We start from the raw sequence: 26,552 nt of genomic DNA on the forward strand, positions 1-26,552 counted from the left end.
GAGCGAGCCTGCTCGCGAATGCGGTATATCAGTCGACATATATGTTGAATGACACTCCGCTTTCGCGAGCAGGCTCGCTCCCACAGTGGTTTGTGGTGTAAGTAAAAGGAACACTTTTTGCTGTCAGATGTGATCGGCGCCATTGCGTCGGCGTCATTACTGGCTCAATTTAGCGGCATCGCCTCGGAAGGCCTTCGCACTTCATGTCCTCGACCTCGTTTCGTCAGTCTTTGCGGCGCCTGTGGGCGCTGGATAAATTCAGCTACAGCGTGCGGGTGTTCATCGCCCTGACCGGCAGCATGGCGCTGTGTTGGTATCAGGATGAAATGGGCCTGCTGATCCCGTTGTTCCTGGGGATTATCGCCAGCGCCCTGGCCGAAACCGACGACAGTTGGCAGGGCCGCCTCAACGCCCTCGCGGTGACACTGGTGTGTTTCAGCATCGCCGCGCTGTCGGTGGAACTGCTCTTCCCCTACCCCATCGTCTTTGCCATTGCCCTGGCGCTGGCCAGTTTCGGCCTGACCATGCTCGGTGCGCTCGGCGAGCGTTATGGCGCGATTGCTTCGGCGACGCTGATTCTGTCCGTATACACGATGATCGGCGTCGATCAGCGCGGCGGTGCGGTCACCGATTTCTGGCATGAGCCGATGCTGCTGGTCGCCGGTGCGGCGTGGTACGGCTTGCTCTCGGTGTTGTGGCAGGCGCTGTTTTCCAACCAGCCGGTGCAGCAAAGTCTGGCGCGGTTGTTCCGCGAACTGGGTTTTTACCTGAAGCTGAAATCCTCGCTGTTCGAGCCGATCCGGCAGATGGACGTCGAAGCCCGGCGGCTGGAACTGGCCCAGCAAAACGGTCGCGTGGTGGCGGCGCTGAACAGTGCCAAGGAAATCATCCTGCACCGCGTCGGCAACGGCCGCCCCGGTTCGAAAGTCAGCCGTTACCTGAAGCTGTACTTCCTCGCTCAAGACATCCACGAACGCGCGAGTTCTTCGCACTATCCGTACAACGCACTGGCCGAAGCGTTCTTCCACAGTGACGTGCTGTTCCGCTGCCAACGCCTGTTGCGCCAGCAAGGCAAAGCCTGCCGCGCACTGGCCGAATCGATCCAGATGCGTCAGCCATTCATCTACGACGCCAGTTTCGCCGAAGCGCTGAGCGACCTCGACGCCTCCCTCGAACACCTGCGAATTCAGAGCAATCCGGCGTGGCGCGGACTGCTGCGTTCGCTGCGCGCACTGGCGGCCAACCTCGGCACCCTCGACCGTTTGCTCAGCGACGCGAGTAATCCCGACGCCTTGGCCGATGCGACCGACAGCAGCCTGCTCGACCGCTCGCCGCGCAACCTCAAGGACGTCTGGATTCGTTTGCGCACGCAACTGACGCCAACGTCGTTGTTGTTCCGTCACGCCCTGCGCCTGCCATTGGCGCTGAGTATCGGCTACGGCATGGTGCATTTGATTCACCCGTCGCAGGGTTACTGGATCATCCTCACCACCCTGTTCGTCTGCCAGCCGAACTACGGCGCGACCCGGCGCAAACTCGGTCAGCGGATCTTCGGCACCGCCATCGGCCTGACCGTGGCGTGGGCGCTGTTCGATCTGTTCCCGAGTCCCTTGGTGCAGTCGTGCTTCGCCATCGCCGCCGGCGTGGTGTTCTTCACCAACCGCACCACCCGCTACACCCTGGCGACAGCCGCGATCACCATCATGGTGCTGTTCTGCTTCAACCAGGTCGGTGACGGTTACGGACTGTTCCTGCCACGCCTGTTCGATACGCTGCTGGGCAGCCTGATTGCCGGCCTGACGGTGTTCCTGTTCCTGCCGGACTGGCAGGGCCGACGGCTGAACAAAGTGCTGGCCAACACCCTGACCTGCAACAGCATCTACCTGCGCCAGATCATGCAGCAATACGCCGCTGGCAAAAGCGATGACCTCGCTTATCGCCTCGCCCGGCGCAACGCACACAACGCCGATGCGGCACTGTCGACGACGCTGGCGAACATGCTCATGGAGCCGGGGCATTTCCGCAAGGAAGCGGATGTCGGATTCCGCTTTCTGGTGTTGTCGCACACGCTGTTGAGTTATCTCTCAGGGCTGGGCGCGCATCGTGAGACCCAGTTGCCGGCGGATGTGCGTGAGCAGTTGATTGATGGCGCCGGGGTGAAACTGGCAACGAGCATCGACGAAATCGCCCAAGGGCTGGCGAACAAGCAGCCAGTGGCGATTCAGAGTGACGAAGAAGAAGCGCTGGCCAATGAGCTGGAGCAGATGCCTGACGAGATTGATGAGGGGCAGCGGTTGGTGCAGACGCAACTGGCGTTGATTTGCCGGCAGTTGGGGCCGTTGCGTACCTTGGCGGCACACCTGATCAAAGACACCAGTGAGGTTAGTGCTGGCTGACAGGACGCCTTCGCGAGCAGGCTCGCTCCCACAGTGAAAGTGTGCACGACACAGAACCCATGTGGGAGCGAGCCTGCTCGCGAAGAGGCCATCAGCCAAACACAAAATTCTGGACCAGCCCTCACATGCCATGCTGACGAAGCAACTTGTCATAACTCCCATCCGCCTTCATCGCCGCAATCGCCTTATCAAAACCCGCGACAATCTGCTCATGCTGCGGATTCTTCAGGCTGACCAGAATGTGCAGGCTGTTCTCACTCAACGGCTTGGGCAAAAACTCCACCGAGTTGCGCACCCTGGCGGATTCCCGCGCCAGGTAATACTTCGCCACATACTCATCCTCCAGCGTCAGCTTGACCCGATCCGCCGCGAGCATGCGCACGGCCATGGCGAAGTTATGCACAGGGACTTTCTGCAACGCCGTGTCGGCATCGAACGGCGCCGAATAGGCGTAGCCACGCACCACCGCAATCGGATAGGTGTGCAGTTGTTGCAGATTGCTGTAGTCGAGTGGCGTGTCTTTGCGCTTGAGAAAGCGAATGCGGTTGAGTAAATACTCACCAGAAAACTGGCCCAGCTTGGTCCGCTCGTCGTTGTACCAGGCGTTGACCAACACGTCGTAGCGGCCCTCGCCCACGCCAAGCAGCGCCCGCGCCCAAGGCACCTGCTCGTAGCCGCTGGCATAACCGGCACGGGCCAGCGCGGTGCTGACGATGTCGGTGGCCAGTCCGCCGTTGACCAGGGTGTCGTCGGTAAAGGGTGGCCAGATATCAAACACCAGCCGCAGCTTCTCCGCTGCGGCGGTCTGAGCCAGCAAGAGCAATCCGATCAAAGCAAAGGCTCGATGCAAACGCGGCATGCTTGAAAATCCTTAGCGGGCAAGTTGCCCAGCATGTTTTCAGTCAAAACCCCAAGGCCCCTTACCGGCAAAACCCAGGCCCTAACATTAGCTCATTGCAGCCAGTGCACAGGACTCTCCAGCAGATTACACAAAGTCGCCGAGGCTGCGAGAAAGGAATGATGGCATTTTGACCTTTGTCACAGACTCTTACGCCATAAAGACATCTTTGTCTCAGGCGCTTAGTATCCGGTGACACGTTCAAGGAATCGGCACATGACAATCGAGTGGGTCTGCAAACATCACAGTGATCTGGGCAAGGAACAGCTATACGCGCTGTTGAAGCTGCGCTCGGACGTGTTCGTCGTCGAACAGAAATGCGCTTATCCGGACCTCGACGGTCAGGATCTGGAAGGCGATACCTATCACCTGATGGGTTGGGAAGATGATCAGCTGATGGCGTACCTGCGCCTGCTGGATCCGGAATCTCAGGGCGGAGACGTGGTGATCGGCCGGGTAATTACCGCACCACAGGGACGCGGCAAAGGGCTGGGGCACGAAATGATGGAGCAGGCGTTGAAACAGGCCGAGAAGCATTGGCCGCAGGTGCCGATCTATTTGTCGGCGCAGGCGCATTTGCAGGGGTATTACGGTCGGTACGGGTTTGTTGTGGCGGGTGAAGAGTATCTGGAGGATGACATTCCACACATTGGGATGCGTCGCGCCTGAACAGCACTCACCCTAGCCCTCTCCCAGGGGGAGAGGGGACTGAACGAGTTGTCTTGCGGCAGACATCGACCTGAAAAACCAAGTCGATTATGGATTCAATGCAACACGTTCAGGTCGGCGTATCTCTCCAATATCCCCCAATCAGTCCCCTCTCCCTCCGGGAGAGGGCTAGGGTGAGGGGCTCTTTTCAGGGATACTCAAGCACTGCCTTGATCTGTCGCAAATTACGCTCGATCCACCCGCGATCAATCGCCCCCCACTCGCGAATCCGATAGCGCCCGGCATGATTACGTGCGCCCTCTTCCTGCTCGAATTCACAGACGATATCCAGATCCGCCAACGCCGCAATCGTGTCCTGCGCCGTGCGCCGGGGCATGCCGGTCACTTCGGTCAGCGTCGGCACACTCGGCGCCAGACCGCTGTCGATCAGGTACGCCACATACAAGCGGCGGTAGAAACTGCTTTTGGTCTTGCTGACGTCCATCCACACCTTCCCGGTTGCGTACTGCTAAGCCTGCATATCCCGCCACGTCAGGTACACACGCAGATCAAACTCGACCTGGTGATACCCCGGCAGCATGTGCTCGCACAATTTATAGAACGCCTTGTTGTGATCAGATTCCTTGAAGTGCGCCAGTTCATGCACGACGATCATTTTCAGAAAGTCCGGCGCGGCCTCCTTGAACAACGAGGCGATACGAATCTCTTTCTTGGCCTTGAGCTTGCCGCCCTGCACTCGCGACACCGTGGTGTGCAGACCGAGGGCGCGGTGCGTCAGGTCGAGGCGGTTGTCGAACAGCACCTTGTCGATGGCCGGGGCGTTGCGCAAATATTCCTGCTTCAAGTCCAGCGCGTAGCTGTACAAGGCCTTGTCGCTCTGCACGTCGTGCCGCCCTGAATAGCGTTGATTCAGGTATTCACCCAGCCGCCCTTCGGCGATCAGTTGGCGCACCTGATCCTGCAATTGCGCGGGATAGGCCTGGAGGTACTTCAACACAGTCATGGACGAGCGACACGGTTCGAAAAAGGTGCGCCAGTGTAGCGAATTCAACCGGGCAGCGCGCTCCAGTCAAACGGTGCGGCAAAACTTGCGGCGTCTTCGGCAACCAATGGCCGCGCCACGAGGAAGCCTTGCACGTACTCGCAGCCGTGAGCTTGCAGCCACTGGTATTGCTCGATGGTTTCCACCCCTTCAGCGATCACCAGCAAACCGTATTGTTTGCACAGACTGATCACCGTGCTGACCAGTGAGGCGTCGCGTTTCGAGCCAGGCAATCGCGCAATGAGATGGCGATCAAGCTTGAGCGTATCCAGCTCCAGATCGCGCAGATGCGCCAGCGAACACGGCCCGGAGCCAAAATCGTCCAGCGCCACGCGCACGCCGAGATTGCGCAGCAAGCGCAACTGCTTGCGGGTCTCGTCGGGGTTTTGCATCAACGCCTCTTCAGTGACTTCGACCTCCAGCTGCCGAGGCTGCAAGGCATGTCGCTCCATCACCTGACGCAACTCGGTGACCAGATTCGGCAGACTGAACTGGGTGTTGCTCAAACTCACGCCAAGCACCAGATCTTCGGCAAACAAGGTCTCCCAGGCTTTGCGCTGGCCGGCGCCGCGATGATAGATCCAGCTGCCGAGGCGACTGATCAGCCGCGCCTCCTCCAGCAATGGCAAAAACAATCCCGGCGGCACATCGCCGACGCTCGGGTGCTGCCAACGCAGCAAGGCTTCGAAACCACGAATCTGCCCCGTGTCGATGGCCACTTGCGGCTGATAGACCAGATTGAAATCACGGTTCTCAATGGCGCTGCGCACGCTTTCTTCGAGCATCAGCCGCGAGCGCGCACGGCCATTCATTTCGTGATCGTAGAAACGGTATTGTTGGCGGCCAGCGCGCTTGGCTTCATACATGGCGATGTCGGAGGCGCGCAGCAATCCGTCAAGGTTCGAACCGCAGTCCGGATAAGTGGCGATGCCGATACTGGCGCCCAACGCGATGTCCAGCCCTTCGATCTGCTGACAGATCGACACCCGCTCAATGAGTTTTTCGGCAATCTTCGCCGCTTGCTCGGGAAACTCCAGATCCAGCAGCGCAGTGAATTCATCGCCGCCCATGCGCGCCAGAATGTCGAATGGCCGCAGACAGGCTTTCAATTGCTCGGAGACCCAGCGCAACACCCGATCGCCGACGTCGTGACCGAGTGAATCGTTTACCCGTTTGAAGCCATCAAGATCCAGATACAGCAAGACCCAACTGCTATCGCTGCGCTCACCGCGCAGCAGCAGATTTTCCACGGTCTGGTAGAAGCCACGACGGTTGAGCAAACCGGTCAACGGATCGGTGACCGCTTGAAATTCCAGTTGCTGATGCAAGTGACGCACCACCGACATGTCCAGCACGGTCACCACCATCGCATGTTGTTCGGTAGGCAACGCCGCGCAGGACAGGGCCACCGGCACCTGCTGGCCGGGCGCGGTGCGCAGCAAGGCATCGTGCAGCCTTAGCGTTTCGCCACGTTTGTAGCCGGCATAAAACTCGGAATCGGCCCACAGCGGAATGTGCGGCTTCTGCAGATAATCGAGAAACTCTTGACCTTCCAGCTCCTTCACCGGCGCATTCAGTAACCGCGAAATCGCCGGATTGGCAAAGCGGATCAAACCGTCCTCGCCCACCACCAATATCCCCTCGGCAGCGTTATCCAGCACCGAGGCATTGAAGGCGCGCGCCACTTCCAGGTCATGACTCAGGCGCTGCAACGCGCGGCGATTACGCTGGTGTTCAAGCAACGCCTGCACTTTGGGCTTGAGGATCTGTGGGTCGAACGGCTTGAACAGGTAATCCACCGCACCACTGGCGTAACCCTTGATCACGGCGTCCTGGGATTGTTCGTTGGCGGTCAGAAAGATTATCGGCGTCAGGCGCGTGCGCTGACTGCCGCGCATCAGGCGCGCCACTTCAAAGCCGTCCATGCCCGGCATCTGCACATCCAGCAGCACCAGATCGACGTCGTGGGAGAGCAGAATATTGAGCGCTTCGAAACCGGAGGCTGCGGTGAGGACGTGCCAATCCTGGCGCTGCAGCAACGCGCGCATGCTGATCAGATTTTCAGGGTAATCATCGACGATCAAAAGGACAGAGCTGCCTTCACCTGGCGGGGGTTGCGCGCATTCCATGCTGCTTCTCTTGTCGGGACTTTCGGTCGGTTTCCGGTAAAAACCGCACACATACTGAGCCTTCACTCTAGTACTGGATCCAGGAAAGCAGAAGCTGTCATCAGGCCATCATTTAACCAAAGCGTGAATTTGCCGACTAACGGTCAGCGCTGAAGCCCCCGGAAACCGGCAGAGATGGCATTTCGACAGGATGTTGACGTCAATCATCTGCCAAACGGGCATTAACAAAAAATCCCTCTACGCTTATAAAGGCCGCCCCAAAACGTGCGGGCTAGAGCTTCTGGCACGTACGTGCAGTGAATCTTGAGTGGAAGAACCGACATGATCGATCTCGCAACCTGGAACCTCAGCGTTCCCGTTGGCAGCCCGCCATACACCGTCGAAACCTCCAAACTGGTGAACGGCTTCAAAGATCAGTACTTCCATTCCGACACCGGCACCTTGTTCTTCTGGTCACCGGTTACCGGGTCAAAAACCGAAAACGCCATCTACCCGCGCACCGAACTGCGGGAGACCTACAGCAACGGCACGCTGCGCAACTGGTATTACCCGGACGCCGACAATTCACTGCGCGCGACCGTGACGGTGAACAAAGTACCGAGCTCCGGCAAGATCGTCATCGGCCAGATTCATGCTTATGAAAGCCAGAAGCCGATGGTCAAACTTGAATATCAATACAAAACCAAAACCGAGACCGGCAACCTGGTGATCAAGGTGCGCATGCACCCGGACGAGGATGAGAGTCGCGTTATCACCCTGGCGACCGGGATCAAACTGGATCGCGAATTCAACTACCTCATACACCTGAGCCCCGGCGGTGCGTTGGGTGTGAGTGCGGCGGGTTATCAGTGGGATTCACAGATCAGTGCGACGTGGCGAAACAAGCCGTTGTACTTCAAGGCGGGGGTTTATGTGCAGGACAACACCGGGTATACGAGTGAGGGTGGGCAAGTGACCTTCAGCAAGCTTGATATTGATCATGACAAATAACAGGGCACTTAACTGAGCATCAATGATCGATGACTTAAAATCAAAATCGGCAGACTTTCTCAAGTCTGCCGCATGACATTGATATCGCAGCAAAGATGAAATTAACTATTTTTAAAATCAAACATCGCAATCAAAGAAAATGCTTTTTCTTCGGAACAATAGATCACACCCTTCGGATAATCTCCGCCTCGCTCCAAACAAACAAAGCCCTTGGCACTCCTTGAGTTATCAATCCCGTCCAACTCCAGCTGCACGTGGGCAGCTGTGCCGGGGTTACCTAGACTGTGCGGCACGTTAAGTGGAAGTTTTTTGTCGATTCCGGAACCAATATAAAACTCATTTTTGCCTAAATACTGAAAAAATTTAAATCTAAAATACTCTCCATTGTGTTCCAAAAACTCTCGCCCACGAATTGAGACAGTAAAGCTTTCCCCATCGGGAGTCGCCAGAAACATCTGAACGTCGCCAACACCAACACTGGTAACTCTTTTGTCCTTTTGCATTTTTACCGTCCTGATAGATAAATGTGCCCTTACAATAAATGGCTAAAAAATTTTCCACACCTGTAACATCTGACAGGTTCTTATACTTAAAAAGAATACCCAAAGACTTCTTAACAACTCAATGAGCGAATCCGGCCAAGAACAACTGGTTGGATTGCGAAGTGGTGCGGACGCTAATAAAAATACCGAGGGGAAGGATAGATTAAATAGATCTGTCCTCTTTTAGGCACAACAACCATTTCCGTTACATTCAAAACGGAATTAAAAAACGTACAGAAATCCAAAAAAGATATAAAAACCTGTCAGACCTGACAGTTGGCCCTGTTAACCAACCCCGATAACGTTGTTGACACATCAATCCGCCAAGAAGCCGCCCATGCCTGGTCCACTCGGAAACTTCTGCAACGACGACAACAGCTTTTGCATAGACATTACCCATGCAAACGCAAACAACGGTCAGTTATGGGGCACGCTGAAAGATAACGCTCAGAGCTACCCGATTGCCGGGTCTTATTACCACCGAGACAGTACCTACACCGACGTTTGGTTCATGACCGACATCGCCGATGCAAAAGACAGCTGGCAAGGAGAAATGGACTTTTTGAGAGGTTACCCGACACTCAGCGCCATCCGCGCTCATGCCACGGGAGGCGGGCGCCATGCCCTGACCGGTTATCACTTGAAAGAGAAGCCTCCTCCCCAGTCAAAACACTGCGCTCATTCAAGTGCGGAGGCACCGCTTTACGGTGGATTATTCGTTCAGTTGAAGCGCTGGATGCTCGGTTGACCTGTTTTAAATCCAGCCTTTAAACAGCGCTGTTTAGATCTGTCAGCAGTTACGTCCGGATGCCTACAACAGCTTGCGCCGTTGCCTACCACTACGCCAGAATCCGCCGGCTTGTGCGCCTGGCGGGCCATCGGTAACTTGATTCGCGTCACTGATTTCCAGTGATCGGGTTTAGTAGCCCGTGGTGTTTTTCAGTTATGTGCAAAGCGCATCCGTCGGTCATTGCTGTCCGACTTGATGGTGGCTGTGTGCAGGGCGCTTCGGCGCGCCGGTCAATGCTGAATACTCCCCGGTCTACTAACCTGCGCACAGCTGCCACCCTTCTTTTAGTAGAGAAGACGAAGCGGCTCCATCAGGAGTTTTCAGCTAATGATTAAATCAACGCCACACCCGCCAGAAACAGATCCCGCATCCCCCTACGAATCCCTCGACTCAAAAAAACTCAACGACGCCGCCGAGCGCGCCCTCGACCATTACCTCAAACCGTCCGCCTTCATCATGGCAAGTATGCATAAACCCGAACCCATGTACCTCGCCAACCCGAAGTACAACACCGAATCCCTGCTGGCCAACGCCAGCGAGACCCTGGGTTCAGCCAGCGAAATGCTCAACAACTTCGCCGCCATGCTCGACACCTCCCACCGCAAGACCGCGCTGGGCATTGCGCAAGTCGTCATGCTTGGAGAACTGGCGGTGAATCAGGCACTGGATCACGTTGAACTGAAGGAGTAGTCACTGATAAAGGACTTTCGTCGAAAAATCTTCCAAACTTCCTTTACAGGTGCCATTCAGTTAGCTGTGCCTTGTGAAGTGCCACTGTGGAGAAGGCGGCGCAAGCAGCTTGAAAAAGGGTCTGGAAGATCAAGTAGGCGCGGCGCGGGCGGGCGGACTCATAACGATCAAATGTAGCGTTTACGCCACATTTAACTTTGAAAGTTAAAGAGACAGTACATGGATCACGTTCTATTAATGAGCCGCCTCGCCGCCCAATTACGCATAAAGCGTAGGGCGCGCGGACTAACGCAAGCGCAACTCGCCGACCTCGCGAGAGTGACGCGAGAGAAAGTCATCGCTATAGAGAAAGGCTACCTTTCCGTGAGCATGAACGCCTATGCACGTGTTATTGCCGCTCTGGATTGCGAGCTCACCGTCATTCCAGCAGTGATGCCCACGCTTGAAGAAGTAGCGGAAATATTTGTCTGATCACACCCATAAAAAACCCGCCTCTTGGCGGGTTATTTATCAGAACGATTTAAAACAACAAGATGCCCCTTCAACGCGCCACCTGAATTCAGCATAAAAGTAATAACCCAGAACAAATTTATCGCCAATGAACATTAAAACCTGTCAGTTATTACAGGTTCACCTTATAAGATAACCGATTAAAATCCCCTCAAGCCAAGGGTAAGCACAGAAATACAATTGGCTGAACTTGCCTCATTCAGAAATCGGGCAAGCTCCCACAAACATTACAAGGAGTAATAAACATGGCTAATGAAACACGTATCACAGCCATCCGAAAAGACGTAAATGCCTTTTTCATTACCGGAACATCCGTTCCTAACCGCAGGATCTACGTCACACTATCTCCACACGGCGCGACTCAGTTAGGAGAAGGAGATTCTAACGGAAACGGAAATTTTGGATTTTTAATTAGTTTCCCAAATAAAGGCTCACAAGATGTTGTTGCAACAGCCTTGGTAAATGGGCTCGCTGACAACACAAAATGGTCAGACGTATATAAGTTCAAGGTTGAATAGTTTAAAAACTTTAGAAACCTATACTATCTGCTTTAACCAACTATAAAAAACCGCCTTTCAGGCGGCTTTTTATTTATGCAGTTAAAAAACCAGCCCGAGCTGAAGCCAAATGTTCGACTCCCCTCCAATAAAACTGAAATATAGAACGCCGCCACCTGATGAGCACCCGATCCTGGCAAACTCACTTCGAGCGTTTCTTCCTCGCATCCAATACAGGCTTACGCTTCAATCCCGCCCCAACCGAGTCATTCAAGGCAACTGTACGTCCGGCATCCCATTCACTTTGCATCCCCACAAACAATTCAGCATCCACTCGGGACCTATGAGCAGCCAGTGCCTGACTCATTGCCTCAGCTATCCGCTCAATGATCAATGCCGGCCTATCCACCGAGCAGTGTTTGCGGCCGAAATCGATCAGTTGCTGGCGATCCGGGTAGTCTTTGGTTTTATTCATTTTGATTGCCAGGGTACGGTCAACCAGTGACCGCCCGGACTTCGGATTGTAGTTTTCATAGACCGTGGTGGTCGTAACATCGTAAATCGGGGCCAACTGCACGGTTTCTGGAGCCGCGGGCTGCGTGTATATCACGCCGAAGTTCTTCAAATGTGCATCGCCATTGCGCACCATCACCGAAAGGCAGACAGAGGAAAAGTATCGCTCCAGCTCCCGTATCGGATCGGCATGGCGACATACCTGGCGGATCACAGCCGCGAGGGTTTCATAGCTCTGCGAATACTTGTAATTGTCGTGAGGATCTTTGTTCAGACCCAACAGTACCGCCATGTCTTCGAAGCCGAACCGGCCGGACGACGTCAGGTCAAACCGCTCCATGACGAACAGCTCGCCGCTCTCGGAAAGCCAGAACGGTGGCGTTTCCAAACCTGCCAGCCGTGCCGCTTCCAGACACAAAAACTCGTTCTGGGCCAAGTGCTCATACTCCTCGGCTCCTGATTTGACGATAAGGTCGGAGCTGAGCATGGTTTTTCGGCTACCGGCGAGTTTGTCCAGGTCAGGCACCAGTACCTTGGGCTGCACTCCGGAAATACCCGACTCAAAGTAGGTTTCAACCAGAAAGTTGAAAACACCCTGAGAGGCGTCGGCAGACAGAATGTCTTGCAGACCGACCTGTGCGCGCACAGCGGTAGACGGCTCAGCCATATTTTCATAGGTGAGGCGACCAATCTGATTGCCGCCAATGACCGAGAGCAAGCGCATTTCATCGACCTGCATATGCTTGGCCATTCGGCGCTTGATCTGATCGGCCAGAAAACCCTCCGGCACATTCATATCGAAGATCGGGTGCAGCACATTGCTCACCGCGGGCGTCGGGTCATAGGGCATGACCAACGAGACTTCCCGAGACGCTTCTGCCGTCTGGTAGGCAAACGAGAACTGCGAACCTTTGGACAGCTCACCCGCGCAGCCTTGCGGCGTCATGACGTTGAGTCGTTTGACCTTACTCATCATGCTCTACCAGATCGGCAAGTGACTTGAGATCGATTCGGTTGTCGACAATTTCAAGCGCCATGCCCAACGCGGCAATCACCCGGAATACCGTATAAAAAGCGACGTTTTCACCGGCCTCAAGATCGATGATGGTCTTGCGACTGCATTTGGCCTTGTGCGCAAGCATTAGCTGGCTATAGCCCTTGGCTTTTCGCAGCTGACGAATGCGTTCGGCGAAAATCGCAGGATTATTCAGGATCAAAATGTCACCTATACCGGACTTTAAGCTGATAAGAATTATTAAAGTTCACTATAGGTGACATTTCAAGTGCGGATTTTCAAGTATCACTACCAAACATTTCACCCACAAAAAACCCGCCTCACGGCGGGTTTCTTTTAAAGCAGTTCAACACTCAGGCTTAGTTAACCTTGGCGTTCAACTCACCCTTCAGATAACGCTGGTACATCGCTTCCAGCGAAATCGGTTTGATCTTCGAAGCATTACCGGCAGTACCAAACGCTTCATAACGAGCGATACACACGTCACGCATTGCGGTCACGGTGGCGCCGAAGAATTTACGCGGGTCGAATTCGCTCGGGTTGGTGGCCATCAGGCGACGCATTGCGCCGGTGGAGGCCAGGCGCAGGTCGGTGTCGATGTTGACCTTGCGCACGCCGTGCTTGATGCCTTCGACGATTTCTTCAACCGGTACGCCGTAGGTTTCTTTGATGTCGCCGCCGTACTGGTTGATGATCGCCAGCCACTCTTGTGGCACCGAGGACGAACCGTGCATCACCAGGTGGGTGTTCGGGATGCGCTTGTGGATTTCCTTGATGCGGTCGATCGCCAGCACGTCACCGGTAGGTGGCTTGGTGAACTTGTAGGCGCCGTGGCTGGTGCCGATGGCGATGGCCAGGGCATCGACCTGGGTGCGTTTGACGAAGTCAGCGGCTTCTTCCGGGTCGGTCAGCATTTGGCTGTGATCCAGAACGCCTTCGGCGCCGATGCCGTCTTCTTCACCGGCCATGCCGGTTTCCAGCGAACCCAGGCAGCCCAGCTCGCCTTCTACCGAGACGCCGCAGGCGTGCGCCATGGCTACGGTTTGTTGGGTAACGCGGACGTTGTAGTCGTAGTCGGTCGGGGTCTTGCCGTCTTCGCCCAGCGAGCCGTCCATCATCACCGAGCTGAAGCCCAGTTGAATCGAACGCTGGCAGACGTCAGGGCTGGTGCCGTGGTCCTGGTGCATGCACACCGGGATGTGCGGGAATTCTTCGATCGCGGCCAGGATCAGGTGACGCAGGAATGGCGCGCCGGCGTATTTGCGAGCGCCGGCCGAGGCCTGAACGATCACCGGGGAGTCAGTCTTGTCAGCGGCTTCCATGATGGCGCGCATCTGCTCAAGGTTGTTGACGTTGAAGGCTGGAACGCCGTAGCCGAATTCGGCTGCGTGGTCCAACATCTGGCGCATGCTGATAAGTGCCATTGTGTGTGTCTCTCCCGGTTGAGGGTCGTTAATCGTGCCAGCCTGCCGGAGCGGCGGCGGCTATTCAAGTGATTGCAGATCGGGGGTTGAGGCCCGGTCTGGTGATTCGATAAAGCAAAATCCTGCCCTGTGGGAGCGAGCCTGCTCGCGAAAGCAATCTTGCAGTCGCTGATGCAGTGCCTGTTGAACCGCTTTCGCGAGCAGGCTCGCTCCCACATTAGAACTGTGGTGTGTCAGTTACTGCGCTTTGCAGCCGCGCCCGATCAGGTCATTGGTGGCGACCCAGTACACCAGGCCTTCCTCACCCTTGACGTGAAACGCCAGCATGCCGTCGCTGTACAGCGTGCCCGAGGCGCCTGGCTCTTCTTTCAGGCGATAGACCTGATCACCGCCACCCAGTCGGACGTCGACTTCCTTCTGGCCGGCGTCGGCGTAGCGCCACAGCACTTTGGCCTGGCTGTCGCAGGTCCAGGTCGTCCAGTTATCCGCCGGGGCGGAGGACTGAAACAGGTTCAACTGCGCGCAACCGCCCAACAATGCCAACGCCGCAATGGCGATCAAGCCTTTCATCCGTGTTCCTCGACTGACGGCGCACGCCGCCAGCCCTGAGTTAAAGAGTCAGACCCGTCAAGGACAACCATGTTCCTTGGCCGGGGTTTGCGTCTCGTATTTGTCCAGACCGTCCGGGCCCGAGCGCTTGTTCAGCACCGGGTTGGTTTCGGCCTGCCAGTCGGCCTGATAGCAGCCCTTCTGCGACTCGCTCGGCGCCGGCGTGGCTTCGGCCTTCGGGTTACTCCCGCAGGCCGCCAGCGTACCGGTCAGCAACAACAGTGCTAACGACTTGACCATGTAAACACTCCTTTGCCTGGCCAAACGGGCGGCCTCAGGCCTTGGCCCGGCTTTCCAGGACTTCAACGGCTGGCAGCACTTTGCCCTCGACGAATTCGAGGAACGCGCCACCACCGGTGGAAATGTAGGAGATTTGCTCAGCCACGCCATATTTATCGATCGCGGCCAGGGTGTCGCCACCGCCAGCGATGGAGAACGCCGAGCTTTCAGCGATGGCCTGAGCCAGCACTTTGGTGCCGTTACCGAACTGGTCGAATTCGAACACGCCGACCGGACCGTTCCACAGAATGGTTTTCGACGATTTCAGCAGTTCAGCGAAGTTGGCTGCGGTTTGCGGGCCGATGTCCAGAATCATGTCGTCGGCAGCGACGTCAGCGATCAGTTTGACGGTGGCTTCGGCGGTTTCGGCGAATTCTTTGGCAACCACCACGTCGACCGGCAGCGGCACGCTGACTTTGGCAGCGATGGCGCGTGCGGTATCGAGCAAATCTGGCTCGTAAAGGGATTTGCCAACCGGGTGACCGGCGGCCGCGAGGAAGGTGTTGGCGATGCCGCCGCCGACGATCAATTGGTTGCAGATCTGGCTCAGGCTGTTCAGCACGTCGAGTTTGGTCGACACCTTGGAGCCGGCAACAATGGCAGCCATTGGCTGAGCCGGTGCGCCAAGGGCTTTGCCCAGTGCATCCAGTTCAGCGGCCAGCAGTGGACCTGCGGCAGCGATTTTGGCGAACTTGGCCACGCCGTGGGTCGAACCTTCAGCACGGTGAGCGGTGCCGAACGCGTCCATCACGAACACGTCGCACAGGGCGGCGTATTGCTGGGCCAGTTCGTCAGCGTTCTTTTTCTCGCCCTTGTTGAAGCGCACGTTTTCGAACAGCACGATGTCGCCGGCCTTGACGTCAACACCACCGAGGTAATCAGCCACCAGCGGCACTTCACGACCTAGCGCTTTGCTCAGGTAGTCAGCGACAGGCTTGAGGCTGTTCTCGGCGGAGAACTCGCCTTCGGTCGGACGGCCAAGGTGCGAGCAGACCATCACGGCCGCGCCTTTTTCCAGGGCCAGCTTGATGGTCGGCAGCGAAGCCAGGATACGCGCATCGCTGGTGACAACACCGTCCTTGACTGGGACGTTGAGGTCTTCGCGGATCAATACGCGCTTACCTTGCAGATCGAGGTCGGACATCTTCAACACGGTCATGGGTCGCACTTCCTACGGTTTTTTTGAAGTTGCTGTTTGCAGATAGTGTTCTGCAACGTCCAGCATTCGGTTGGCAAAACCCCATTCGTTGTCGAACCAGGCCAGGATGTTCACCAGTTTGGGGCCGGAAACACGGGTCTGACTGGCATCGACGATGGCCGAATGTGGGTCATGGTTGAAATCACAGCTGGCGTGCGGCAACTCGGTGTAAGCCAGCAGGCCTTTGAGCGGGCCGCTGGTGGCGGCCTCGCGCAGGATCCGGTTGACCTCGTTGGCGTCGGTCGCGGTGGCGGTCTGCATCGTGATGTCGAGGCAGGACACGTTGACCGTCGGCACGCGTACGGCTTTGGCCTGAATTCGCCCGGCAAGTTCCGGCAGCAAGCGCTCGATACCGCGCGCCAGACCGGTGGACACCGGGATCACCGACTGGAACGCCGAACGGGTGCGGCGCAGGTCTTCGTGGTGATAGGCGTCGATCACTGGCTGATCGTTCATCGCCGAGTGAATCGTGGTGATCGACACGTAATCGAGGCCGATCGCCTTGTCGAGCAGGCGCAACAACGGCACGCCGCAGTTGGTGGTGCAGGAGGCGTTGGACACCAGCAGTTCGTCGCCAGTCAGGCAATCCTGATTGACGCCGTAAACGATTGTGGCATCGACATCCGCCTCGCTGGCCATTGGCTGCGAGAACAACACGCGTGGCGCGCCAGCATCGAGAAAGCGCTGACCGTCTTCACGGGTGTTATAGGCACCGGAACACTCAAGCACCAGATCGACGCCCAGCGACGCCCAATCGATGCCTTCGGGAGTGGCACTGCGCAGGACCTTCACGCAGTTGCCATTGATATGCAGACAATCGCCTTCTACTCGCACTTCGCCGGGAAAACGGCCGTGGGTGGAGTCGAAGCGTGTCAGGTATTCGATGCTGGCCATGTCGGCCAGATCGTTGATCGCGACAATTTCAAACCCGGCTTTTTCGCCTCGCTCAAACAACGCACGCAAGACGCAACGACCAATCCGGCCGTAGCCGTTGAGTGCAACTTTGTAGGGACGCGGTTGAGGCATGGGGTTCTCGATTACCGTGGTGAATCAGGCAGTGTGATGTTGCCCGAACCAACGCTTTCGCGAGCAGGCTCGCTCCCACAGGGAAATGCATTCCAGTGTGGGAGCGAGCCTGCTCGCGAAGGCGTCAGCTCAGACGACATCCTTTCTGGATCAGTCTTCCAGCAGCTCTTCCGCCTGACCCAGGATGTTTTCCAGGGTGAAGCCGAACTCTTCGAACAGTGCCGAAGCCGGAGCCGATTCGCCGTAGGTGGTCATGCCGATCACGCGACCTTCCAGACCCACGTACTTGAACCAGAAGTCAGCGTGAGCCGCTTCGATGGCGATACGCGCGCTGACCTGCAACGGCAGCACGGCTTGCTTGTAGCCAGCGTCCTGAGCATCGAACACGCTGGTGCACGGCATGGAAACCACGCGAACCTTGCGGCCCTGCTCGGTCAGCTTGTCGTACGCCTGAACTGCCAGACCCACTTCCGAACCGGTCGAAATCAGGATCAGCTCAGGCTCGCCTGCGCAGTCCTTCAGCACGTAACCGCCACGGCTGATGTCGGCAATCTGGCCAGCATCGCGTTCCTGGTGTTGCAGGTTCTGACGCGAGAAGATCAGTGCCGAAGGGCCGTCCTTACGCTCCAGAGCGTTTTTCCAGGCCACGGCCGATTCAACGGCATCGGCTGGACGCCAGGTGTCGAGGTTTGGCGTGGTACGCAGGCTGGTCAGTTGCTCGATCGGCTGGTGCGTCGGGCCGTCTTCGCCCAGACCGATGGAGTCGTGGGTGTAGACGTGGATGACTTGCTTCTTCATCAGTGCCGACATGCGTACGGCGTTACGGGCGTATTCCATGAACATCAGGAAAGTCGCGCCGTAAGGCACCAGGCCGCCGTGCAGGGTCACGCCGTTCATGATCGCGGTCATGCCGAATTCGCGCACGCCGTAGTACATGTAGTTGCCGCTGGCATCTTCAGCGCTGACGCCTTTGCAACCTTTCCACAGGGTCAGGTTGGAGCCGGCGAGGTCAGCTGAACCGCCGAGCAGTTCCGGCAGCAGTGGGCCAAACGCGTTCAGGGTGTTCTGGCTGGCTTTACGGCTGGCGATGGTTTCGCCTTTGGCCGCGACTTCAGCGATGTAAGCCGAAGCTTTTTCCGAGAAGTCGGCCGGCAGTTCGCCGCTCAGGCGACGTACCAGTTCGTTGGCTTCGGTCGGGAACGCAGCGGAGTAGGCAGCGAAACGCTGATCCCACTCGGCTTCAGCGGCGCGACCTTTTTCCTTGGCGTCCCACTCGGCATAGATGTCGGCCGGGATTTCGAACGGGCCGTAGTTCCAGTTCAGCGCCTTGCGGGTCAGAGCGATTTCCGCGTCACCCAGTGGGGCGCCGTGGCAGTCTTCTTTGCCTTGCTTGTTCGGCGAACCGAAACCGATGGTGGTCTTGCAGCAAATCAGCGTCGGCAGCGGGCTCTTGCGCGCGGTTTCGATAGCGGTCTTGATCTCTTCCGGGTCGTGACCGTCAACGTTGCGGATCACTTGCCAGTTGTAGGCTTCGAAACGCTTCGGCGTGTCATCGGTGAACCAGCCTTCGACTTCGCCATCGATGGAGATACCGTTGTCATCATAGAAAGCGATCAGCTTGCCCAGACCCAGCGTACCGGCCAGCGAAGCGACTTCGTGGGAAATGCCTTCCATCATGCAGCCATCACCCAGGAACACATAGGTGTGGTGGTCGACGATGTTGTGGTTCGGACGGTTGAACTGCGCCGCCAGGACTTTTTCAGCCAGGGCGAAGCCCACAGCGTTGGCCAGACCCTGACCCAGTGGGCCGGTGGTGGTTTCAACGCCCGGGGTGTAACCGAATTCAGGGTGACCCGGGGTGCGGCTGTGCAGTTGACGGAACTGCTTGAGGTCTTCGATCGACAGGTCGTAACCGGTCAGGTGCAGCAGCGAGTAGATCAACATCGAGCCATGGCCGTTGGACAGCACGAAGCGGTCACGGTCGGCGAACGATGGATTGCTCGGGTTGTGCTTGAGGTAGTCGCGCCATAGCACTTCGGCAATATCTGCCATACCCATTGGTGCACCGGGATGGCCGCTGTTGGCTTTTTGCACGGCATCCATGCTGAGGGCACGAATGGCGTTGGCACGCTCACGACGGCTAGGCATCGCTGATCTCCTGGGTTCTGGTAAGTCGAAACGGAAAAAAGGAGGGCATTTTCCCTCACCGGAGCGCCTCGGGGCAATGACAGATAGTCATCCGGGGGCGTTTTTCCAATGGATAGCGGCGCTTTCTGTTGGTGAAACCTTTCCGCTAGTCGTTTGTAGAGTTAACCGCCTCGTGAGAAGTGCCATTTATCGAGCAATATCAAAACTTTTTGATATTGCCCTTGCGGGGATTTGCCCCCCTCTCTAGACTGCCAGCCCTATGAACTTACGCGTGCCTTCCATTCGCCATGACGATTGCGACGAGCTGGCGGCCCTGTGCAAGGCCGGCGGTGATCCGTTGCGGCTGAATGTCTTGCGCGCGCTGGCCAACGACTCGTTCGGCGTATTGGAGCTGGCGCAGATTTTCGGCATTGGCCAGTCCGGCATGAGTCATCACCTGAAGGTACTGGCACAAGCCGACCTGGTGGCGACCCGCCGTGAAGGCAACGCGATTTTCTATCGCCGCGCCCTGCCCCACACCGAACTGCTTGGCGGCAAGCTGCATGCGGCATTGTTAGAAGAAGTCGACAACCTGGCACTGCCTGACGACGTGCAAGCGCGCATCGAGCAGGTTCACGGCCAACGTGCCGCCGCCAGCCAGGACTTTTTCGCCCGGGTGGCGGAGAAATTCCGTGCCCAGCAAGACTTGATCGCAGGCCTGCCGCAGTACCGTGACAGCGTGCTGGCCCTGCTCGACAAGCTGAACTTCAATGGTGCAGCCACGGCCATTGAAGTCGGCCCCGGCGATGGCGCTTTTCTGCCGGAACTGGCGCGGCGCTTCGGCACTGTAACCGCGCTGGACAACAGCCCGGCGATGCTCGAACTGGCACGTCAGGTATGTGAGCGTGAACAGCTGGCTAACGTCAGCCTGCAATTGGCCGATGCATTGAACGGCACAAGCCTTCAGGCCGATTGCGTGGTGTTGAATATGGTGTTGCACCATTTCGCCGCGCCGGCCGATGCGCTCAAGCACATGGCCGACCTGCTGCAACCGGGCGGTAGTCTGCTCGTGACAGAGTTATGTAGCCACAACCAGAGTTGGGCCAGGGAGGCCTGCGGTGATCTGTGGTTGGGGTTTGAACAGGACGATTTGGCCCGTTGGGCCACCGCTGCGGGACTCGTTCCCGGGGAAAGCCTCTATGTAGGCTTACGTAATGGTTTCCAGATCCAGGTCCGCCATTTTCAGCGACCGGCTGGCGACACTCACCATCGGTAAATTCAGGAAAACATCGAGATGAGCGAATACTCCCTCTTCACCTCCGAGTCCGTGTCCGAAGGACATCCGGACAAAATCGCCGACCAGATTTCCGATGCGGTGCTGGACGCCATTATTGCCCAGGACAAACACGCACGCGTGGCTGTGGAAACCCTGGTCAAGACCGGCGTGGCCATCGTTGCCGGTGAAGTGACCACCAGCGCCTGGGTCGACCTGGAGCAGATCGTTCGTGACGTGATTTGCGACATCGGCTACACCAGCTCCGAAGTCGGCTTCGACGGCGCGACCTGCGGCGTGATGAACATCATCGGCAAGCAGTCCCCGGACATCAACCAGGGTGTTGACCGTGCCAAGCCTGAAGATCAGGGCGCCGGCGACCAGGGCCTGATGTTCGGCTACGCCAGCAACGAAACCGACGTTTTGATGCCAGCGCCGATCACCTTCTCGCACCAGTTGGTACAGCGCCAGGCCGAAGCCCGTAAATCGGGCCTGCTGCCTTGGCTGCGTCCGGACGCCAAGTCGCAAGTGACTTGCCGTTACGAAGGCGGCAAAGTTGTTGGTATCGACGCGGTTGTTCTGTCGACCCAGCACAACCCTGAAGTGTCGTACAAAGACCTGCGCGAAGGCGTGATGGAGCTGATCGTCAAGCACGTGCTGCCTGCCGAATTGCTGAGCAAAGACACCCAGTTCCACATCAACCCGACCGGCCAGTTCATCATTGGCGGCCCGGTAGGTGACTGCGGTCTGACCGGTCGCAAGATCATCGTCGACAGCTACGGCGGCATGGCCCGTCACGGCGGCGGCGCGTTCTCCGGTAAGGATCCATCGAAGGTTGACCGTTCGGCTGCCTACGCTGGCCGTTATGTTGCCAAGAACATCGTCGCGGCCGGCCTGGCCGAGCGTTGCGAGATTCAGGTTTCCTACGCGATTGGTGTGGCTCAGCCTACGTCGATCTCGCTGAACACCTTCGGCACCGGCAAGATCAGCGATGACAAGATCGTCAAGCTGGTCCGTGAAGTGTTCGACCTGCGTCCATACGCAATCACCACCATGCTCGATCTGCTGCACCCGATGTACCAGGAAACTGCAGCGTACGGCCACTTCGGTCGCACTCCAGAGACCAAGACCGTTGGCGAAGACACCTTCACCACGTTCACCTGGGAAAAAACCGACCGCGCCGACGCCCTGCGTTCTGCTGCTGGTCTGTAAGACCTTCCCGGCTGCACAAATAGCCCCGCACGGTTCGCGCCGTGCGGGGCTTTTTCATGCCTGAAATACAAATTTGAATTCTCACCCGAACCCTGTGGGAGCGAGCCTGCTCGCGAAGGGGCCGGCCGGACCGACACCACTTCCCGCCCAGACACACCCCGCAAAACACCCCACCTACCGAGTTCCCAATCGTCTTCTAACCTTCAAGCATTCCCCCTGAGCAAGGACGCTCACGATGCTTGCCACGCTGCGCCTGCTGTCTGTTTTCCTCGTCGCCTGTACGACTCTCAACGCCTACGCCGATTGCCCGCAATGGCCAGCCACTCAAGCAAAAAGCGAAATCGCCGCCCTGCAAAAACAGATAGGCCAATGGGACGACGCCTATCACCGCGAAGGTCGTTCACTGATTGCCGATGAGCTCTATGATCAATCGCGCGCACGCCTGAACGAATGGCGAGAGTGCTTCAAACTCCCCTCGCCCCCCGATCCTTTGCGCACAGTTTCAGGCTCGATCGCCCACTCCATCGCCCATACCGGCCTCGATAAACTGCATAAAGCCGAGGCCGTGGAAACGTGGCTACGTGATCGCAAGGATGTCTGGGTACAACCCAAAGTCGACGGTGTCGCGGTGACGCTGATTTATCGCGCAGGCGTTCTGCATCAGGTCATCAGTCGCGGTGACGGGGTTCGTGGGCAAGACTGGACGCCATCAGCGCAGAAGATCGGTGCCATTCCTCAACGCCTGACACAACCGCTGGATATGCTGGTGCAGGGCGAACTCTACTGGCGCTTGAACGAGCACGTGCAAGTTCGATCCGGCAGCGTTAACGCTCGCTCCACCGTCGCGGGCCTGATGGGACGCAAAACCCTGGATGCCGCGCAAGCCTCCGGTATCGGACTGTTTGTCTGGGACTGGCCACAAGGCCCAGCGCAATTGCCCGAGCGGGTCGGCACGTTGGCGACGCTGGGTTTCGCCACGATTGAACCGTACAGTCATCCTGTCGCCGACGTTGCTGCCGCACAGAAATGGCGCGATCACTGGTATCGCTCCCCCCTGCCCTTTGCCACTGACGGCGTGGTATTGCGCCAGAGCCAACGACCGCCCGCCGAGCGCTGGCAGGCTCGCGCTCCGTATTGGGCAGTTGCGTGGAAGTATCCTTTTGCTCAAGCGCTGGCCGAAGTGCGCAAGGTCACCTTCAAGATCGGGCGCACCGGGCGTATCACGCCAGTACTCGAACTCAAACCCGTCATGCTCGATGACCGGGAAATCAAACGGGTCAGCGCCAGTTCCTTCAAACGCTGGCAAGACCTGGATATCCGCCCCGGCGACCAAGTGGCAATCAGCCTCGCCGGCCTGACCATTCCACAGCTCGACAGCGTGGTGCTGCGCGCCGCCGAACGCACAAACCTCAACATCCCCAACGCCGACCACTTCCACAGCTTGAGCTGCTGGCAACCCACCCCCGGCTGCGAAAGCCAGTTTCTCGCGCGCCTGACCTGGCTCAGCGGCAAAAACGGCCTGGCAATGCAACATGTCGGTCGCGGAACCTGGGAGAAACTTCTCGAAACACGCCGTGTGAACAACCTGCTGGATTGGTTGACCCTCGACGCGCCAGAGCTTGCTAACATTGCCGGCTTCGGCGAGCGCAGCAGCGAACGCCTGATGCACAGTTTTCACAACGCCCGCCGACGGCCTTTCGCCCAGTGGCTCAAAGCCTTGGGCTTACCGCCAACCGGTCAGGCCCAACTGCCTGACTCGTGGCAGGCGCTGGCACAACGCGACACCGAACAATGGCAGGCCGAAGCCGGTATCGGCCCGGGACGCGCAGCGCAATTGAGCGCATTCTTTCGCGATCCGCAGGTACTGGCCTTGAGCGAAACCTTACATGCCGCCGGAATCGACGGTTTTTGACTACGCAATCCCGGCGCGCCGGGAACCCATCGGCCGCCAAGGCGCTCCAACAGCGCAGTGCCTGACCGACCCGATTGCCTTTGCACATGGAGCTTTTATGAAATTTCTTGCACCGCTCGCCATGCTCACCCTTTGCGGCGTAATGGCCGCCCCCGTCATGGCCGACGAAGACGCTCCGGGCCTGACCGGTTGCGCTGCGAAAAAGCAGGGCATCATGAACCAGATCGAACAGGCCAAGTCGCGCGGCAATGCCGATCAGCAGGCAGGCCTGCAAACGGCTCTGGACGAAGTGACGAAAAACTGCACCGACGCCGGCCTGAAGAAGGAGCGTGAAAACAAGGTGCTTGAAGCCAAGCACGAAGTGGGCAAGCGTCAGGCTGATCTCGACAAGGCGATGAAAAAAGGCGACCCGGAGAAGATCAACAAGCGCAAAGACAAACTGGCCGAGTCGCGCAAAGAACTGCAGGACGCGCTGGACGAAATCGATAAGTAAGCATTGATGCAGTGAGTTTGATGGCCTCTTCGTCAGCTCAAACAATAGAAATCAATGATCGCGAAACTGTTTATGGCAAGCGCTGCAGGCATCTTCAACCTTCTGCACCGCCGGCCCGAGATTGCTGGCCTTGTACGGCTGAACCTGACTGGCGATCACCAATTCACCGGTGGCCGCTTCAAGGTTGCGGGCCATTTCCTGAAAACGGGCCTGCTGCTTCCAGACATCGTCCTTGGCACTGGTGTGATCTTCTTCACGAACTTGCGGAAAATGCTTCCACGGCTCGTGCGACAACGCATCGAGCTTGACCGCACCCTCGGCGAATTTCGCCCCGTCGAACGGAATGCGCCCACGCAACATGCCACCCAGATCCTCACCGGTCTTGAGCATCTGTTTGAAAATGGCCTTGCGCTGGCCCAGCGGAGAATTCGGATCGACACCGCCACAGGCGGACAAGGTCAGACAGGCCAGCAATACAACAGAAATGCTTTTAAGAGTCATGGTGGCTTCAGGTCACGGAATTCGGCGGCCAGTATCCTCGCGTCACCGTCAAACACCAATAGCCCTATTAAAAATACGGGTTGTCCGAGCGCATGGAGCACGCGGGCAGCCGACACAGGAATCACTCCATGAACAGCCGTTTCAAGGCCTGGCGTCACCCGCTGATCGCAACCCTTCCACTGTTGGCAATTCTCGCCGGCTGCACCGGTGGTGACAGCGCCAAGCCAAAAACCCACGCGCTGGCCACCTATTCCAGCGCTACCTGGGAAGCACTGCCGGCGGTGTCCGACAGTGATCTGGTCGCCGGCTTCGGTTCGTGGCGCAGCGCCTGCACCCGGCTCAAGGCTGATGCAGTCTGGGGCAACACCTGCGCCGCTGCAGCCAACGTGCCGCAAAGTGCTGGCGAGATTCGCGCCTTTCTCAAACAAAATCTCGACGTCTACGGCCTGCGCGCGGAAAACGACAACCCCAACGGCTTGATCACCGGCTACTACGAACCGGTCTACCCCGGCAGCCTGACGCCCACCGACGCAGCCAATGTGCCCGTGTATGGCGTGCCGGAAGACATGATCATCGTCTCGCTGGACAGCATTTATCCCGAACTCAAAGGCAAACGCCTGCGCGGTCGCCTTGAAGGTCGGGTACTCAAACCGTACGACGATGCCGCAACTATCGAATCGAAGGGCGTTAAAGCCCCAGTGGTGGCTTATCTGACCGACCCGATGAACCTGCAATTTCTGCAGATCCAGGGTTCCGGGCGGATTCAGACCGAGGACGGCAAACAGCTGCGCATTGCTTACGCCGATCAGAACGGCCATCCGTATCGCCCGATTGGCCGTTGGCTGGTCGAACAAGGTGAGCTGAAAAAAGAAGACGTGACCATGAGCGCGATCAGCAACTGGGCCAAGGCCAACCCGGCGCGCATCCCGGAACTGCTGGGCAGCAACCCGAGTTATGTGTTCTTCACCCGCAACCCCGACAGCAACGAAGGCCCGCGCGGCTCGCTGAACGTGCCGCTGACTGCCGGCTATAGCGCGGCGGTGGATCGCAAGGTGATTCCGTTGGGTAGTCTGTTGTGGCTGTCGACCACTCGCCCGGATGGCACGGCACTGGTGCGTCCGGTGGCGGCGCAAGATACCGGCGGCGCGATTGCCGGCGAGGTGCGTGCGGATCTGTTCTGGGGCACGGGCGATATAGCCGGGCAACTGGCCGGCGACATGAAACAGCAAGGGCAGATCTGGATGCTCTGGCCAAAAGGCGCGGCGCTGCCGCAAGTGCCGCAGGTGGCGGACACACCCAAGGATAAATCCTAAGTTCTTCGATGCCTGACCAACAGCTTTCGCGAGCAGGCTCGCTCCCACATGGATATGCATTCCAACTGTGGGAGCGAGCCTGCTCGCGAAGGGGCCAGCAGCATCACCCGATCATCAGACAGATACAAAGAAGAACGAAGCAATCAACCCCATCCCCACAAACCACACCAGCGACCGCAGGATCGCCCAGTCCGCCAGATAGCAGATGATGTATAGCAGGCGACTGGTGATAAACATCACCGCCAGCACATTCACCGTCACCAGCTGCGCCGTCCCCACCAAATGCGCGACGATCACCGCCGCAGCAAACGCCGGCGTCACTTCAAAGCTGTTCATCTGCGCCGCATGCGCACGCCTTGCCACACCGTTGAGGCTTTCGAGAAAGTCACGCGGATCATGGTTGTCACTCAGTCGGTAGCCGCCCACAGCCTTGGCCACCCCTGTGCAGATATACGGCAAGAAAATCGCGATCAACACACACCACAGAGCCACCGTCATAACGCC

At 57.7% G+C, this 26,552-nt stretch carries 27 protein-coding genes; 12 read left to right on the forward strand and 15 right to left on the reverse strand.

All coding sequences use genetic code 11. From position 1 onward, the window contains the following. The first annotated feature begins 203 nt into the window (after positions 1 to 203). On the forward strand, positions 204 to 2,396 hold the full coding sequence (yccS, locus tag L8H52_RS26740) for a YccS family putative transporter (RefSeq protein ID WP_242209558.1): 2,193 nt from the start codon (positions 204 to 206) through the stop codon (positions 2,394 to 2,396). A gap of 121 nt (positions 2,397 to 2,517) precedes the next feature. Here the strand turns inward: yccS and L8H52_RS26745 are convergent, their stop codons facing one another. Beyond that, positions 2,518 to 3,255 (reverse strand): transporter substrate-binding domain-containing protein, encoded by a 738-nt coding sequence (locus tag L8H52_RS26745; protein WP_242209559.1) that lies wholly within the window; start codon positions 3,253 to 3,255, stop codon positions 2,518 to 2,520. A 255-nt stretch (positions 3,256 to 3,510) separates the two neighbouring features. Between L8H52_RS26745 and L8H52_RS26750 the strand changes: the two genes are divergently transcribed. Further along, a complete protein-coding gene (locus tag L8H52_RS26750; protein WP_034153611.1) occupies positions 3,511 to 3,963 on the forward strand; it encodes a GNAT family N-acetyltransferase in 453 nt (150 codons plus the stop codon). A gap of 187 nt (positions 3,964 to 4,150) precedes the next feature. Here L8H52_RS26750 and L8H52_RS26755 read toward each other — a convergent pair whose 3' ends face one another. The 3 genes from L8H52_RS26755 to L8H52_RS26765 are packed head-to-tail and all read right to left on the reverse strand — an operon-like array spanning position 4,151 to position 7,134. Further along, positions 4,151 to 4,447: a winged helix-turn-helix domain-containing protein gene (locus tag L8H52_RS26755; protein ID WP_007913779.1), complete on the reverse strand. Its 297-nt coding sequence runs from the start codon at positions 4,445 to 4,447 to the stop codon at positions 4,151 to 4,153. A gap of 24 nt (positions 4,448 to 4,471) precedes the next feature. Beyond that, positions 4,472 to 4,966: a M48 family metallopeptidase gene (locus tag L8H52_RS26760; RefSeq protein WP_242209560.1), complete on the reverse strand. Its 495-nt coding sequence runs from the start codon at positions 4,964 to 4,966 to the stop codon at positions 4,472 to 4,474. A 44-nt stretch (positions 4,967 to 5,010) separates the two neighbouring features. Further along, entirely contained in the window at positions 5,011 to 7,134 is a 2,124-nt protein-coding gene (locus L8H52_RS26765) for an EAL domain-containing protein (protein ID WP_242209561.1), read from the reverse strand. A 321-nt stretch (positions 7,135 to 7,455) separates the two neighbouring features. On the opposite strand from L8H52_RS26765, the gene L8H52_RS26770 reads away from it, so the two are divergent. Next, complete coding sequence (locus L8H52_RS26770; protein WP_093429873.1) at positions 7,456 to 8,124, forward strand: polysaccharide lyase family 7 protein; 669 nt, start codon at positions 7,456 to 7,458, stop codon at positions 8,122 to 8,124. A gap of 101 nt (positions 8,125 to 8,225) precedes the next feature. Here the strand turns inward: L8H52_RS26770 and L8H52_RS26775 are convergent, their stop codons facing one another. Next, positions 8,226 to 8,627, reverse strand: coding sequence for a hypothetical protein (locus L8H52_RS26775; protein ID WP_242209562.1), 402 nt, complete (start codon positions 8,625 to 8,627; stop codon positions 8,226 to 8,228). Between the two features lie 376 nt (positions 8,628 to 9,003). Between L8H52_RS26775 and L8H52_RS26780 the strand changes: the two genes are divergently transcribed. The 4 genes from L8H52_RS26780 (at position 9,004) to L8H52_RS26795 (ending at position 11,174) form a co-directional block, all read left to right on the forward strand. After that, positions 9,004 to 9,414, forward strand: a complete 411-nt coding sequence (locus L8H52_RS26780; protein ID WP_242209563.1) for a hypothetical protein — start codon at positions 9,004 to 9,006, stop codon at positions 9,412 to 9,414. Positions 9,415 to 9,783: 369 nt separating this feature from the next. Further along, positions 9,784 to 10,146, forward strand: coding sequence for a DUF6124 family protein (locus tag L8H52_RS26785; RefSeq protein WP_242209564.1), 363 nt, complete (start codon positions 9,784 to 9,786; stop codon positions 10,144 to 10,146). A gap of 219 nt (positions 10,147 to 10,365) precedes the next feature. Then, positions 10,366 to 10,617, forward strand: a complete 252-nt coding sequence (locus tag L8H52_RS26790; RefSeq protein WP_242209565.1) for a helix-turn-helix domain-containing protein — start codon at positions 10,366 to 10,368, stop codon at positions 10,615 to 10,617. Positions 10,618 to 10,901: 284 nt separating this feature from the next. Further along, entirely contained in the window at positions 10,902 to 11,174 is a 273-nt protein-coding gene (locus L8H52_RS26795) for a hypothetical protein (RefSeq protein WP_242209566.1), read from the forward strand. A 181-nt stretch (positions 11,175 to 11,355) separates the two neighbouring features. Here L8H52_RS26795 and L8H52_RS26800 read toward each other — a convergent pair whose 3' ends face one another. From L8H52_RS26800 to tkt, 8 genes are all read right to left on the reverse strand, one after another. Next, a complete protein-coding gene (locus L8H52_RS26800) occupies positions 11,356 to 12,639 on the reverse strand; it encodes a type II toxin-antitoxin system HipA family toxin (protein WP_242209567.1) in 1,284 nt (427 codons plus the stop codon). Beyond that, entirely contained in the window at positions 12,632 to 12,883 is a 252-nt protein-coding gene (locus L8H52_RS26805) for a helix-turn-helix domain-containing protein (protein WP_099759367.1), read from the reverse strand. The genes L8H52_RS26800 and L8H52_RS26805 overlap by 8 nt, the downstream gene beginning before the upstream one ends. Before the next feature lie 157 nt (positions 12,884 to 13,040). Beyond that, the gene (gene fba, locus L8H52_RS26810; protein ID WP_008081027.1) at positions 13,041 to 14,105 is read right to left on the reverse strand and encodes a class II fructose-bisphosphate aldolase; all 1,065 of its coding nucleotides are present in this window, start codon (positions 14,103 to 14,105) and stop codon (positions 13,041 to 13,043) included. 237 nt (positions 14,106 to 14,342) lie between these two features. Beyond that, positions 14,343 to 14,675, reverse strand: coding sequence for an MliC family protein (locus L8H52_RS26815; protein WP_016987235.1), 333 nt, complete (start codon positions 14,673 to 14,675; stop codon positions 14,343 to 14,345). A 57-nt stretch (positions 14,676 to 14,732) separates the two neighbouring features. Then, positions 14,733 to 14,954 (reverse strand): hypothetical protein, encoded by a 222-nt coding sequence (locus L8H52_RS26820; RefSeq protein WP_007913756.1) that lies wholly within the window; start codon positions 14,952 to 14,954, stop codon positions 14,733 to 14,735. A 34-nt stretch (positions 14,955 to 14,988) separates the two neighbouring features. Further along, the gene (locus L8H52_RS26825; protein WP_242209568.1) at positions 14,989 to 16,152 is read right to left on the reverse strand and encodes a phosphoglycerate kinase; all 1,164 of its coding nucleotides are present in this window, start codon (positions 16,150 to 16,152) and stop codon (positions 14,989 to 14,991) included. A gap of 12 nt (positions 16,153 to 16,164) precedes the next feature. Further along, positions 16,165 to 17,217 carry an erythrose-4-phosphate dehydrogenase gene (gene epd, locus L8H52_RS26830; RefSeq protein WP_242209569.1) on the reverse strand — a complete coding sequence of 351 codons (1,053 nt, stop codon included), beginning with the start codon at positions 17,215 to 17,217 and terminating at the stop codon, positions 16,165 to 16,167. A gap of 150 nt (positions 17,218 to 17,367) precedes the next feature. Further along, on the reverse strand, positions 17,368 to 19,365 hold the full coding sequence (tkt, locus tag L8H52_RS26835; RefSeq protein ID WP_242209570.1) for a transketolase: 1,998 nt from the start codon (positions 19,363 to 19,365) through the stop codon (positions 17,368 to 17,370). A gap of 259 nt (positions 19,366 to 19,624) precedes the next feature. Between tkt and L8H52_RS26840 the strand changes: the two genes are divergently transcribed. The 4 genes from L8H52_RS26840 (at position 19,625) to L8H52_RS26855 (ending at position 24,234) form a co-directional block, all read left to right on the forward strand. After that, positions 19,625 to 20,620, forward strand: a complete 996-nt coding sequence (locus L8H52_RS26840) for a metalloregulator ArsR/SmtB family transcription factor (RefSeq protein WP_242209571.1) — start codon at positions 19,625 to 19,627, stop codon at positions 20,618 to 20,620. Between the two features lie 18 nt (positions 20,621 to 20,638). Continuing rightward, positions 20,639 to 21,829: a methionine adenosyltransferase gene (gene metK, locus L8H52_RS26845; protein ID WP_007913745.1), complete on the forward strand. Its 1,191-nt coding sequence runs from the start codon at positions 20,639 to 20,641 to the stop codon at positions 21,827 to 21,829. Between the two features lie 235 nt (positions 21,830 to 22,064). Further along, complete coding sequence (gene ligB / locus L8H52_RS26850; protein WP_242209572.1) at positions 22,065 to 23,741, forward strand: NAD-dependent DNA ligase LigB; 1,677 nt, start codon at positions 22,065 to 22,067, stop codon at positions 23,739 to 23,741. Positions 23,742 to 23,838: 97 nt separating this feature from the next. After that, positions 23,839 to 24,234 (forward strand): DUF1090 domain-containing protein, encoded by a 396-nt coding sequence (locus tag L8H52_RS26855; protein WP_242209583.1) that lies wholly within the window; start codon positions 23,839 to 23,841, stop codon positions 24,232 to 24,234. A 51-nt stretch (positions 24,235 to 24,285) separates the two neighbouring features. On the opposite strand, the gene L8H52_RS26860 is transcribed toward L8H52_RS26855, so the two are convergent. Next, the gene (locus tag L8H52_RS26860) at positions 24,286 to 24,735 is read right to left on the reverse strand and encodes a cytochrome c (protein WP_242209573.1); all 450 of its coding nucleotides are present in this window, start codon (positions 24,733 to 24,735) and stop codon (positions 24,286 to 24,288) included. 128 nt (positions 24,736 to 24,863) lie between these two features. Here L8H52_RS26860 and L8H52_RS26865 point away from each other — a divergent pair, with 128 nt between their 5' ends. Further along, a complete protein-coding gene (locus tag L8H52_RS26865; RefSeq protein ID WP_242209574.1) occupies positions 24,864 to 26,048 on the forward strand; it encodes an MltA domain-containing protein in 1,185 nt (394 codons plus the stop codon). A gap of 114 nt (positions 26,049 to 26,162) precedes the next feature. Here the strand turns inward: L8H52_RS26865 and L8H52_RS26870 are convergent, their stop codons facing one another. After that, positions 26,163 to 26,546 carry an MAPEG family protein gene (locus L8H52_RS26870; RefSeq protein ID WP_242209575.1) on the reverse strand — a complete coding sequence of 128 codons (384 nt, stop codon included), beginning with the start codon at positions 26,544 to 26,546 and terminating at the stop codon, positions 26,163 to 26,165. Positions 26,547 to 26,552 lie beyond the last annotated feature (6 nt).

The organism is Pseudomonas sp. CROZ-RG-20F-R04-15 (assembly GCF_022662375.1).
GTDB lineage: Bacteria > Pseudomonadota > Gammaproteobacteria > Pseudomonadales > Pseudomonadaceae > Aquipseudomonas.

Coding starts and splice junctions, on each gene's coding strand:
- L8H52_RS26780 (WP_242209563.1), top strand. CDS start 9,004: ATGCCTGGTCCACTCGGAAACTTCTGCAACGACGACAACAGCTTTTGC.
- L8H52_RS26825 (WP_242209568.1), bottom strand. CDS start 16,152: ATGACCGTGTTGAAGATGTCCGACCTCGATCTGCAAGGTAAGCGCGTA.
- epd (WP_242209569.1), bottom strand. CDS start 17,217: ATGCCTCAACCGCGTCCCTACAAAGTTGCACTCAACGGCTACGGCCGG.
- L8H52_RS26750 (WP_034153611.1), top strand. CDS start 3,511: ATGACAATCGAGTGGGTCTGCAAACATCACAGTGATCTGGGCAAGGAA.
- L8H52_RS26795 (WP_242209566.1), top strand. CDS start 10,902: ATGGCTAATGAAACACGTATCACAGCCATCCGAAAAGACGTAAATGCC.
- tkt (WP_242209570.1), bottom strand. CDS start 19,365: ATGCCTAGCCGTCGTGAGCGTGCCAACGCCATTCGTGCCCTCAGCATG.
- fba (WP_008081027.1), bottom strand. CDS start 14,105: ATGGCACTTATCAGCATGCGCCAGATGTTGGACCACGCAGCCGAATTC.
- L8H52_RS26755 (WP_007913779.1), bottom strand. CDS start 4,447: ATGGACGTCAGCAAGACCAAAAGCAGTTTCTACCGCCGCTTGTATGTG.
- L8H52_RS26785 (WP_242209564.1), top strand. CDS start 9,784: ATGATTAAATCAACGCCACACCCGCCAGAAACAGATCCCGCATCCCCC.
- L8H52_RS26760 (WP_242209560.1), bottom strand. CDS start 4,966: ATGACTGTGTTGAAGTACCTCCAGGCCTATCCCGCGCAATTGCAGGAT.
- L8H52_RS26770 (WP_093429873.1), top strand. CDS start 7,456: ATGATCGATCTCGCAACCTGGAACCTCAGCGTTCCCGTTGGCAGCCCG.
- L8H52_RS26815 (WP_016987235.1), bottom strand. CDS start 14,675: ATGAAAGGCTTGATCGCCATTGCGGCGTTGGCATTGTTGGGCGGTTGC.
- L8H52_RS26775 (WP_242209562.1), bottom strand. CDS start 8,627: ATGCAAAAGGACAAAAGAGTTACCAGTGTTGGTGTTGGCGACGTTCAG.
- L8H52_RS26860 (WP_242209573.1), bottom strand. CDS start 24,735: ATGACTCTTAAAAGCATTTCTGTTGTATTGCTGGCCTGTCTGACCTTG.
- L8H52_RS26840 (WP_242209571.1), top strand. CDS start 19,625: ATGAACTTACGCGTGCCTTCCATTCGCCATGACGATTGCGACGAGCTG.
- L8H52_RS26765 (WP_242209561.1), bottom strand. CDS start 7,134: ATGGAATGCGCGCAACCCCCGCCAGGTGAAGGCAGCTCTGTCCTTTTG.
- yccS (WP_242209558.1), top strand. CDS start 204: ATGTCCTCGACCTCGTTTCGTCAGTCTTTGCGGCGCCTGTGGGCGCTG.
- metK (WP_007913745.1), top strand. CDS start 20,639: ATGAGCGAATACTCCCTCTTCACCTCCGAGTCCGTGTCCGAAGGACAT.
- L8H52_RS26870 (WP_242209575.1), bottom strand. CDS start 26,546: ATGACGGTGGCTCTGTGGTGTGTGTTGATCGCGATTTTCTTGCCGTAT.
- L8H52_RS26820 (WP_007913756.1), bottom strand. CDS start 14,954: ATGGTCAAGTCGTTAGCACTGTTGTTGCTGACCGGTACGCTGGCGGCC.
- L8H52_RS26790 (WP_242209565.1), top strand. CDS start 10,366: ATGGATCACGTTCTATTAATGAGCCGCCTCGCCGCCCAATTACGCATA.
- ligB (WP_242209572.1), top strand. CDS start 22,065: ATGCTTGCCACGCTGCGCCTGCTGTCTGTTTTCCTCGTCGCCTGTACG.
- L8H52_RS26800 (WP_242209567.1), bottom strand. CDS start 12,639: ATGAGTAAGGTCAAACGACTCAACGTCATGACGCCGCAAGGCTGCGCG.
- L8H52_RS26745 (WP_242209559.1), bottom strand. CDS start 3,255: ATGCCGCGTTTGCATCGAGCCTTTGCTTTGATCGGATTGCTCTTGCTG.
- L8H52_RS26865 (WP_242209574.1), top strand. CDS start 24,864: ATGAACAGCCGTTTCAAGGCCTGGCGTCACCCGCTGATCGCAACCCTT.
- L8H52_RS26855 (WP_242209583.1), top strand. CDS start 23,839: ATGAAATTTCTTGCACCGCTCGCCATGCTCACCCTTTGCGGCGTAATG.